Source organism: Collinsella aerofaciens (assembly GCF_015557435.1).
In the GTDB taxonomy this organism is placed as follows: Bacteria; Actinomycetota; Coriobacteriia; order Coriobacteriales; family Coriobacteriaceae; genus Collinsella; species Collinsella aerofaciens_Z.
The window spans coordinates 1-8118 of record NZ_JADNOH010000046.1 but is presented as its reverse complement, the minus strand read 5'-3'; the positions used below and the strand labels follow the sequence as shown (position 1 = coordinate 8118).

General features: G+C 55.3%; 6 protein-coding genes. All 6 read left to right on the top strand.

The genetic code is table 11. The features are described from left to right. The first annotated feature begins 238 nt into the window (after positions 1-238). Entirely contained in the window at positions 239-739 is a 501-nt protein-coding gene (locus I2G43_RS04170) for a bifunctional nuclease family protein (protein ID WP_195535197.1), read from the top strand. A 30-nt stretch (positions 740-769) separates the two neighbouring features. Beyond that, the gene (locus I2G43_RS04165; protein WP_117647793.1) at positions 770-1126 is read left to right on the top strand and encodes a hypothetical protein; all 357 of its coding nucleotides are present in this window, start codon (positions 770-772) and stop codon (positions 1124-1126) included. A 30-nt stretch (positions 1127-1156) separates the two neighbouring features. Further along, positions 1157-1606: a hypothetical protein gene (locus I2G43_RS04160; protein ID WP_089572580.1), complete on the top strand. Its 450-nt coding sequence runs from the start codon at positions 1157-1159 to the stop codon at positions 1604-1606. A 117-nt stretch (positions 1607-1723) separates the two neighbouring features. Further along, positions 1724-3562, top strand: a complete 1839-nt coding sequence (gene typA, locus I2G43_RS04155) for a translational GTPase TypA (RefSeq protein ID WP_055287536.1) — start codon at positions 1724-1726, stop codon at positions 3560-3562. A 426-nt stretch (positions 3563-3988) separates the two neighbouring features. Continuing rightward, positions 3989-7684: a Spy0128 family protein gene (locus I2G43_RS04150; protein WP_195535196.1), complete on the top strand. Its 3696-nt coding sequence runs from the start codon at positions 3989-3991 to the stop codon at positions 7682-7684. Then, positions 7677-8118, top strand: a 442-nt coding sequence (locus I2G43_RS04145; protein WP_195535195.1) for a hypothetical protein, incomplete at its 3' end; no start/stop codon positions are given. The genes I2G43_RS04150 and I2G43_RS04145, both read left to right, overlap by 8 nt.

The window sequence follows — 8118 nt, the reverse complement described above, 5'->3', positions numbered from 1 at the left end:
GAGCGTCCGGCTGATAACCGGGAGGTCACAAGTTCGAATCTTGTCAGGTCCACCATCAAAACGTTAAGAGCCCTGGGGCATTGCCTCGGGGCTTTTTTCTTATCCAACAAAGTAGTCAAAATAGCCCCGTCCCAAATTAACTACTTTGATTTTGTGTGCTGGGCGAAAGATTGGGTAGTATAGCTATTCAATGCGGCGACCCTGCCGTGTGTTAACCGCTATGTACCGGAGGTGTTCCATGGTTCGTGTCGACATAGAGACCATCGTCATGGCCGCCGGTCCCGTGCCATCGCTTATCGTGCTTCGTGAGCGCAGCAGCAAATCGGACTCGCCCGCGCCACTGCGCTCCCTTTCCATTCAGACTGGTTCGTTTGAAGCTGCTGCCATCAGCCGCGGCATCGATAGCGGCCGCGCCGAGCGCCCGATTACCCATGACCTGCTGCTCGATACCGTTGACGCCCTGGGCGCCAAGCTCGAGCGCATCGAGATCGTTCGCGCCGAGCCGCCGGTGTTCTACGCGACGATCGTCGTACTGGCCGATGGCGCCGAGCGCAAGATCGACGCCCGCCCCAGTGACGCCATTGCCCTTGCCGTGCGCAGCAATGCCCCCATGTTTGTGGAGGACGACATCATGAATCGCCTGGGCACTGTTTCCACCCACGCCGAGGATGTCGACGACGAGCAGGAGTTCGAGAAGTTCGACGAGTTCGTCCATACGCTCTCCCCCGATGACTTCTAAATGTCTGGCACGCGAGCGGAGAGGTCGCTGATGGGTACCCGCGTATCGGCTGAAGCGGCCGCCATCGCGCGTGAAGCCCAGATGCGCTCGGAGGCTTCTGAGGCGGCTCGCATTGCCTATGTGACGCAGGCCCGCACGCTTCGCGAGCGCCGCGGCTCGTTTATCAAGATGGTTGTCGTCTCCGTCCTTGTCGCGGCAATCTGTTCGCGCCTTCGTGGTACAGTTGGTGCGCTTGGGTTTTCGATTTCAACAGGCTTGGTAATCTGGGGTGTGGTCGATGCAGTAATGCTGACCAGCCAGATCAAGGTACTCGACAAGCGCGCGATGGATATGATGCGCGCCCGCGACGCTGCCGCCAAGATCGCTGCCGAGGCACAAGAACTGTAACGACGCCAGACTCGATGGGAAGGTCTAAAGATGGCACAGGATATGCAGGACGCCGGTAACGTCTCCGCCGAGCTCGACGCCATGGTGTGTGACCTGATTGGTGCGTTCTTGGACGACCTTGCCGCCGGCGAGAATCCGGGTGTAGTTGTGGCGATCGAGGACGCTGCTTCCAACCGTTATCTGGCGGCGCTCGATGAGGATGGCGAGGAGGCGTGCCTCGAGGCGGCCACCAACTTTATCTCCGAGCACAAGATGGGTCTTAAGGACGAGGGCCTGGGCCGCATCGCCCGCTATGCCATCGGCTACACCGGTTGTGTCGAAATTGACGGCGGCTATCACGACGCCCTGCTCGTGAGCTTCTTCGAAACCACGCTCGAGAGCGGTTTTTCGGCATACGTGCTGTATGAGGGCATGGGTGCCGGCGATGGTTTTATGTGGAGCGACCCTGAACCTGCAGGTGAGGAAACCCCTCTTATCTAAAATCGCTAAAATAAACGAGTTTTCGGTAAAAGGCTCAATATTCCCGCTGAGCGTTGTATCGCTGGGCGGGCCGCATACGCGTGCCGTTTGTATATGGATAGAAGATAGGGGAACTACATGCGCGTAGACAATCTGAGGAACATCGCCATCATCGCCCACGTCGACCACGGCAAGACGACGATGGTCGACAAGCTCCTGCGTGCCACGGACGCCTTCCGTGCCAACCAGCAGGTCGAGGACCGCGTCCTGGACTCCAACGACCAGGAGCGCGAGCGCGGCATTACGATTCTCGCCAAGAACATCTCTATCGAGTACAAGGACGTCAAGATCAACGTCATCGACACCCCGGGCCACGCCGACTTTGGCGGCGAGGTCGAGCGCGTGCTGCGTATGGCCGACGGCGCCCTGCTGCTGGTTGACGCTTTTGAGGGCCCCATGCCCCAGACCCGCTTCGTGCTGCGTCACGCTATCGACACCGGCCTCAAGATCATGATCGTTATCAACAAGATCGATCGTCCGGGCGCCAACCCCGAGAAGGCCTACAACGACTGCCTGGACCTTATGGCCGACCTGGGTGCCACCGACGACCAGCTCGAGTTCGCCATGGAGCACGTGGTCTACGCCAGCGCCATGAACGGCTTTGCCCGTCTTGACCCCAACGACGGCAACATGGACATGTATCCGCTGCTTGATATGATCATCGACGACATGCCCGCCCCCGAGGTTGACGAGAACGCCCCGCTGGCCATGCAGTGCGTGACCATCGACCACTCCAACTTTGTCGGCCGCATCGGCATCGGTCGCGTGTATTCCGGCGCCATTCACCAGGGCGATCAGATCCTGGTTGTCAAGAACGACGGCTCCAGCGCAACTGCTACCGTCAAGCAGCTCTTTACCTTCGACTACCTGGGCCGCACCGAGTGCCAGGAAGTCGGCGCCGGCGACATTGCCGCCGTTGTCGGTATTGACCGCACCGATATCGGCGATGTCTACACCGACCCCGAGAACCCCGTTGAGCTCGAGCCCATCGAGATCGACCCGCCGACTCTGTCCATCGTCTTTGAGGCTTCGACCTCCCCGCTCGTCGGTCGCGACGGCGACATCGTGGGCGCCCGTCAGCTCAAGGAGCGCCTGTTCAACGAGGCCGAGAACAACGTGACCATGAAGATCGAGGAGCTCGAGGACAAGAGCGGCGTCGAGGTCTCGGGCCGCGGCATCCTGCACCTGTCCGTCCTGATGGAGTCCATGCGCCGCGAGGGCTTTGAGTTCCAGGTCGGCCGTCCCCGCGTTCTGTTTAAGAAGGACGAGAACGGCAACAAGATGGAGCCCGTCGAGCAGGCCGTCGTCGAGTGCCCGGACGAGTACTCGGGCAAGGTCGTTGAGGTCTTCGGTACCTCCGGCGGTATCATGACGAGCATGGATACCTCGGGCATCGTGACGCACCTCGAGTTCAAGATCCCAACGCGCGGCATCATGGGTCTTAAGAACCGCATCATGAACGTCACCCACGGCGAGGGTGTGTTCTACCACACCTTCCTGGAGTACGGTCCCTACGCCGGCGAGATCGGCAACCGTCAGAACGGCGCCATGATCTCCATGACCACCGAGAAGGCGGTTGCCTACGCCCTGGGCACGCTGCAGGAGCGCGGCCAGCTGTTTGTTGAGCCGGGCACCGAGTGCTACGAGGGCATGATCGTGGGCGAGCGCAGCAAGGCTGGCGACATGGTCGTCAACATCGCCCGTACCAAGAACCTGGGCAACCAGCGTTCCTCGACCTCCGATATCTCCGTCCAGCTGGTGCCGCCTCGCACCTTCTCGCTGGAGGAGGCGCTGGAGTACATCGCTGATGACGAGCTGGTCGAGATCACTCCCAAGAACATCCGCCTGCGCAAGCGTCTGCTCAACGCCACCGACCGCAAGAAGGCCGCCGTCCGCGCCGGCCAGGTCAACAAATAAGCGCTGGGCTTTATAGCGCCTAACAAGAAAGGGCGTCGACCGCAATGGTCGGCGCCCTTTTTGGTGCATGGAGATTGAGTTGGTCTGCACCACGGTGGAGGAGGTTATCCCCCCCCGAGCGGCTTTTCAGGCAAAGTTGAGTTGTTTAAACATATACATGAATCATTGAAATACAAACACTTTGATACAAAACTGTTAACAGGTAAATATCAACTGGTATTAAATTAAAAGACCTTTTTACCTGCGGTTTACATGACTGGTATCTATATTGTATTTTATGCATTGTGGCATAGACGAACCGTCTTAGAAGTTGCTCCCCAGTGGGTTCTTGCAATGCGCTAGGTAGGTTCTCGTTGATGTTGGGGTTGTGTTCGATCCGACGATTCGCCGTATTCCACTCTGTGTTGTAGGAATTAGGGGACAACTATGGACGCACACCGCTCACGGTCGCTGGGTATGGCGGCCCTGATCTTCATTTTAATTAGCCTCACCGCCGCAGTTTTTCACGGTGCAGCCCCCGTGCGTGCCGAGGATGCGACGACGCCGACGCCGATTGTGATTGATGAGAATACTGCGGACGTTACGGTTGAGCTTTATACCGACGAGAACCGTAAAGTGCCTTTGGGTAATACTGCCGTGCTTTCGACCGACACCCTATACGGTTCGTTTAGCGCGGACTTTAGGCCGAACCATACCCCGAGCTCGGCGCAAAACGTTGCGGAGTACTCTCTTCCGAGCAATGTTAAGTTATTGAAGGATGAAAGCGGGTTGCTCTATGACGGTTTGGGCAAAGAGGCTGGCACCTGGAAGTGCGAGAATAATAAGCTGATTTTCACTTTCGACCAAAACTGGATTAATACGAATCCGTCCGATGTTCATGTCGGTGTTGATTTTTCATTCAAGCTAGCAAATGAGAACGTTGGCTCCGGCGATACAACAAAAGTCGAATTTCCCGGAACGGCCGGAATTGACATTTCGACCAAAGACGGCGACGTGGCGGGAACGAAGGAAGGCAAGTTCTCTCAATCCGGCGGTGAAGGAAAAGTAACGTGGACTCTTAAGCTGGTGGTCGAGTCCTATGCTCACAATGTCCAGCTCACCGATGAGTTGGGTAGCAATTTTACGTTTGTGCCTGAATCGTTTAAGTTGAACGGCGAGACGCTCAAGCAGCAGCCGAGCATTAACGAGCAGACCGCGACTCTTAATTTGGGTAACTTGTCCAAAGGGACTCATACGATTACCTATGATTCGGTGATGAACCCGGATGTATCCGTGGGCAACAAAGTTTGGATTAACCAACTCGACGGTTCAAAAAACAATGCCAGCTGGACATGGGGCGGAGACCGTAGAGGTGGATTGGAAAAGCCGGGTTTAGCAAATGATTTCCGCTATGACATGATCAACAAGAGCGATGGCACCGGAACGCCGTCCGATATCAAATGGACCGTTACGCTCAACAACGGTGATATCAAAACCGACATGAATGGCTATACATTCACCGATACACTGGACAAGAAACAGAAATATATAGGCAGCTATACGGTTTATAGGGGACTTAACAAGAGCGAAAAGGTTGATGAAGGTGATCTCAGCAATTCTGCCGAGACATTTAGTTATACGTTCCGCGATCTGAAAGAAGCAGAGAAGTACCAGCCTTATCAGATTGAGTATCATACCCAAATGACCGATCAGAACTCGTATGATCCCGTCACGAATACGGCAGGAATCAAGCGAGAGGGGACGACGTCGCCATCAGGAACGAGCACGGCAACGTTTAGGCGCGGCATTGTCGAGCAGCTGATCACCAAAGAGCTGGAGTCGCATGATGAAAACGGCAATGCCACCTGGATCACCCATGTAAAGATTCCCGAGACGGTCGATGTGTCCCAAGTTCAGATTCTGGACACGTTCAAAAGCACGTATCTGCAGCACCTTAAAGTCGAATCATTGGCCGTAAAAATCGGTGATGTCACGCTCTCCGAGGGGACCAGTACGAGTGGAGATTATTATTTCTACACTCGTGATGAGGTAACGAAAGGCAACAAGATTAACTTTAATATCCAGTTGCGTGCCACCGATAGAGTAATGGATGAGCTCAGGGCCAACGGATACCAGATTGATGTTGTGTACACGACTGTGACTGATAACCTTGACGGACAGTACTGGAATCTGGCGGCCGTGCAGTTTCCATTTGTCGGAAAGAACTTTAAGCAGTACTCGTCAGAGCCGTATTACATCATCAATAACTCTGAGACCCCTGACGTTGACAAATCATCGGATGGATATACGTGGGATGGCAAATTTGATTGGTCGCAGGTCGAGCCCGGTTCGACTGAAAAGGGTGCTTGGATTGCAACGTGGACGGTCTACGCCAACCGCTATAAGACTCCTGCTGGTGAATGCTATGGTGCTGGAAAGCTTGACGGTCAGCCCATAACGATTAAGGATACCTTGCCGGCGGACGGAACTATGAGCTTTGTTCCCGGATCGGCCACATATACGCTTTATGCGAATCCCTATGACGAGCGTAAAGAAGCCGAACGTGAAGTGGCAACGAATCTGGATGTTGAAGGGAGCGTTTCGGGTAATGAAGTTACCTTCTCCATCCCCACGACGGCACTAGGTAAATATGCCGGCTATGCCAAGCTTACGTATAAAACGGCAATAAAGCGCAGCGTGCTCAACACTTCTACGAACTCGACTACGCTCAAAAACTCGGCCAGTGCCGAGTCGGGGAGCAAAACGTTCAACTCCGGTAGTGGGACCGTCACCATTAAGAGTAACGTACTGCAAAAGACCGGCGATCAGGTCGCCAATAGCAACCGCATCAAGTACACCATCTTGGTTAACGAATCGGCAGTTAACCTTAAGAGCGACAGCGAGTTCCTCGAGCTTGTCGATGTCATGGATGCCAAGTGCACGCTGGTGACGGATTCGGTCACTGTGTCCCAATACGATGGGACAGGCTGGAAGTTGCTTGGCTCTGACAAATGCCCCGTTTCCGCTAGGACCATTGAAGATGAAAACGGCGCGGCGTGTACAAAGATGACGCTCCGCGTGCCCGATAAGGAGTATCTCAAAGTTGAGTATGAAGTGATCCCTGCAGGTAACGAGGGAGAAACGGTTTCTCTGAGCAACAAAGCGTCGCTTACGGGTGTCTACGACGGTGATACGGTCCATTCAAAAGACTGGGCTATTAAAAAGGCGTCTGGTTCGGCTGGCGGTAGCGGTTACGGCGTAACGGTTACCAAGGTCGACGAGAGCGATGTCACAAAAAAGCTGCCCGGTGCTGAGTTCACGCTCTACGAGGTTGATATGGACAAGGCATTAGGGTTCGGCCTCGATTCTGCGAAAACGCTGATTCGGAGTGATGAAACAGACAAAAAGGGCACGGTAACGTTCGGCACTCCTACGCAAAAGATGGAAGCCTACAAGTTGTATTGCCTTGAGGAGACCAAGGCACCCGGCGGATACAATATTGCCTCTAAACCGGTGTGGATTCTGCTCAAAGGCACCAATGAGGACGACTATCAGAAGGCCCTTACTAAGGCAGAAGAGCTGAGGGCAAAGGGTGTCGACATTGGCACCCCAACGGTGAGTACCGACATCACGGTCTATGATGCGCCCTATAGCGGTCAAGCTACAATTTCTGCCACCAAGGTGCTCGAAGGCTCGACCTTGCAAGAAAGCCAGTTCGGGTTTGTGCTCAAGGACAAGAAGACCGGTAAGGTTCTCCAGACCATCAGGAACGGTGCGGATGGTGATATCGACTTTGTCTTGGATTACACCAAGACGGGGATCTATGAGTACGCCATCTCCGAGGTCATTCCCGCGGGCGCTGAGAACAACGTCAAGGACCACATCACCTACGACACGACCAAACATGAGGTTAAGGTTGTCGTGACTAATGGAGAAGGAGAGCTAAACACCGAGGTCACCTACGACAACGGCTCTACAACCCCACCGACCTTTACCAATAAGTATTCGACCACGCTTCCTGAGGCGGGCGGGGCTGGCTTGACTATGACGTATCTGGCTGGTGCGTCGCTGCTGTGTCTTGCTGCGACATGGATGCATGCTCGTCGCCATCGCGATCAAGGTCGAGGTGGTAGCCGTGAGTAGGCTTAACCGCCGCTTGTTGGCTGCCACGACGATAATCATGGTCGCTATTCTGTCTTTCGCGATTGCCCCTGGGACGGCTCATGCTGCCGATACCGGTGCCATTACGGTGGACGGTACGGTTGTGACGCGGTATGACGCGTACCAGCTCCTTTCGGCGACCGTTGTCGACGACGCCGATACTGACCAAAAGGTTGCAACTGATGTAACGTGGGCGAATGACACGGTTCGTCAAGCTGTCCTTCCGATGCTTCATGATGCGGGGCTCGGTAGCACGGTCTCGACGGCGCAATCGGCAGCCGAATGGATGAATGCCGACGGGCACATGACGACCACGCTGACGGCAAAACTTGCCAGAGCAATTTGCAAAGCCGGCGTCCCTTCCGTGGCCCTTAACGCGGGCACGGCGGCCGAGCTGCCCTGCGGCTACTGGCTCA